3 protein-coding genes are annotated in these 2,827 nt (G+C 71.6%); 1 reads left to right on the plus strand and 2 read right to left on the minus strand.

The genetic code is table 11. The annotated features are described in order from the left end of the window. The coding region (locus ACXJKL_RS18710) for a hypothetical protein (RefSeq protein WP_457208510.1) at window positions 1-906 on the plus strand (906 nt) is incomplete at its 5' end. 70 nt (window positions 907-976) lie between these two features. Here the strand turns inward: ACXJKL_RS18710 and ACXJKL_RS18715 are convergent. Both ACXJKL_RS18715 and ACXJKL_RS18720 read right to left on the minus strand, forming a co-directional pair. Then, the gene (locus ACXJKL_RS18715; protein ID WP_457208511.1) at window positions 977-1,219 is read right to left on the minus strand and encodes an HPr family phosphocarrier protein; all 243 of its coding nucleotides are present in this window, start codon (window positions 1,217-1,219) and stop codon (window positions 977-979) included. Window positions 1,220-1,250: 31 nt separating this feature from the next. Next, window positions 1,251-2,827, minus strand: a 1,577-nt coding sequence (locus tag ACXJKL_RS18720; RefSeq protein WP_457208512.1) for a PTS fructose transporter subunit IIC, incomplete at its 5' end; no start/stop codon positions are given.

Here is a 2,827-nt window from a genome sequence, read left to right on the forward strand (position 1 = left end):
GCCCTGACCCGGCGCCGGGTGCTCCCTGCGCTCGCCGTCGTGGCGGTCGTCGCCGCCCTCCTCGCCGGGCTGCTCGGCTGGCTGTCCAGCCAGGTGGCGGCGGCCCCCGCGGTGCTGCTGACCGTGGCGGGAGTCGGCGCGGTGACCTACGCGCTCACCGCCCTGCGCGCGCGTCCCATCGTCGGATGGGCCCTCAAGCGCACGCTCTCGAGCCTGGGATCGGTGCTGTCCACCGCGTCCCGCGCCCTGCCGTTGCTGCTGGTCTTCATCGCGTTCCTGTTCATCAACGCCGAGGCCTGGCAGATGACGTCGCACCTCGGCTTCGGCACCCTGTGGCTCACCTCGCTGCTGCTCCTGGGGCTCGGCACGGTGTTCCTGCTGGTCCGCCTCCCGGAGGAGGTCGACCAGGCCGACGACGCGGTGGACGACGCCTTCCTGCTGCGCGCCTGCCGGGGCACGCCGCTGGAGGGCGTGGTGCGCGACCTGGTGGACGACCCCGGTGTCGACCCCGCCGCGCACGCCCAGGTCACCGGCTACGAGCGGTGGAACCTGATCGTGGTGCTGCTGGTGATCCAGGCCGTGCAGGTGCTGGTGCTGGTGGTGGCGGTCTTCGGCTTCCTGCTGGTCTTCGGGTCCCTCATCGTCAACGAGGGGGTCCAGGAGGCGTGGACCGGGCTGAAGGCCACCCATCACGCCCCGTTCGTGCCCACGGTCTCGGCCGAGCTGGTCAAGGTGTCGCTGTTCCTGGCGTCCTTCTCCGGCCTCTACTTCACCGTCTCGGCCATCACCGACGAGACCTACCGCGGCCAGTTCTTCGGCGCCGTCATGGTCCACCTCGAGCGGGCCGTCGGCGTGCGCGCCGTCTACCTCGCGCTGCGCGAGCGCCGGGCCCGGCAGGTCCCCTAGCCACCCGACGTACGACGACGGGCCGGCGCCCCCCGGGGGGACACCGGCCCGTCGTCGGGTCGTGCTGCGCTCAGGCGTCGAGGTCCTGCTCGACGAGGGCGGCGATGGCGTCGAGCGCCGACTGGTCGTCGCTCTCCACCTCGACGGTGTCGCCGTTGCCGGCCCCGAGGGTCATGATCATCAGCGACGAGCTGGCGTCCACCCCGTTGATGGTGACCGCGGCGTCGAGGCCCTCGGCGGCCTCGGCGATGATCGCGGCGGGACGGGCGTGCAGGCCGACGGCCGAGCCGACGACGACGGACTTGCTGGGCATGTGTGCTCCTTCGTGGGGTGGGTCGAACAGGTCAGACGGTGGTGACGTCGGCGTCGGAGGGCCCGATGGACTTCAGGACGATGACGGCGGCAGCTCCGACGGCGACGCCGGCCGCGAGTGCGATGAGGTAGCCGAGGACGTTCTCGACGGCGAACAGCACGAAGATCCCTCCGTGCGGCGCCCGCACGCTGACCTCCATCGCCATCGACAACCCGCCTGTCACGGCGCTGCCCAGCATGATCCCGGGGATCACACGCAGCGGATCTGCTGCGGCGAACGGGATCGCGCCCTCGGTGATGAACGACAGGCCCAGCAGCCAGCCGGCCTTGCCGTTCTCCCGCTCGGCCACGTTGAACAGGCCGGGGCGGACCACGGTGGCCAGCGCCAGGGCGATCGGCGGGACCATGCCGGCGAGCATGACGGCGGCCATGATCTGGAGCTCGGGGGCGTCGCTGGCCAGCGATGCGCCGCCGACCCCCACTGCGGCGAAGGTGTAGGCGACCTTGTTGAGCGGGCCACCCATGTCGAAGGCCATCATCAGACCCAGGATGATCCCGAGGAGGATCGCGCTGCCACCCGACATCGAGTTGAGCCCCTCGGTCAGCTGGTCCATCAGCCAGGAGATCGGCCTTCCGAGCACGATCAGCATCGTCAGACCGGCCAGCACCGACGCCAGCAGCGGGATGACCAGGACCGGCATCAGCCCGCGGGCCCAGGTCGGCACCTTCCAGCTCGCGATCCAGTGCGCAGCGATGCCCGCCAGGGCGCCACCGATCATCGCTCCGATGAACCCGGTGGCCGGGTAGGCGACACCGTCGGAGGTCTGCACGTTGAAGAGGTTGGCGGCCAGGCCGCCCAGGACGAAGCCCGGCGCGATGCCGGGGCGGTCGGCGATCGCGTAGGCGATGTAGCCCGCCAGGGCCGGGAGGAACAGCGCGAAGGCGGTCTTGCCGATGATGAAGAAGAGCGCCCCCAGGTACGCCATCAGTCCGGAGTTGAACAGGGCGTGGTCGAGCCCGAGCGCCTCGGGGTCGGGCAGGTTGAAGATGCCGTTGTTGACGGCGATGTCGCCGTAGGGGCCGACGATCTCGTAGCCGCCCAGCAGGAAGCTCAGCGCGATCAACAGACCGCCGGCGGCGACGAACGGGATCATGTACGAGACGCCCGTCATCAGCACCCGCCGGATGCGGCCACCCCACGACTCCTCAGCGCCGTGGTCGGCACCTCCCGCGGAGGCCTCGCCCTCGACCCGCGGGGCGTTCGCGGGATCGGCGGCGTAGCGCAGCGCTTCGGCGATCATCGCGTCGGCGTCGTCGATCGGCCGCTTCACGCTGGAGCTGACCATCGGCTTGCCGGCGAACCTGCCGCGGTCACGCACGCCGACGTCGACGGCGAAGATCACCGCGCCGGCCTGGGAGATCGTCTCGTGCGGCAAGGGCGTGCTGCCGGCCGAGCCCTGGGTCTCGACCGCGATGGCGACCCCGGCCCGCGCGGCGGCGGCCTCGAGGGCCTCGGCGGCCATGTAGGTGTGCGCGATCCCGGTGGGGCAGGCGGTGACGGCGACCAGGGAGTGACGACCGCCGGGTGCGGGAGCGGTGGCGGTGGTCG

The organism is Nocardioides sp. P5_C9_2 (genome assembly GCF_054049555.1).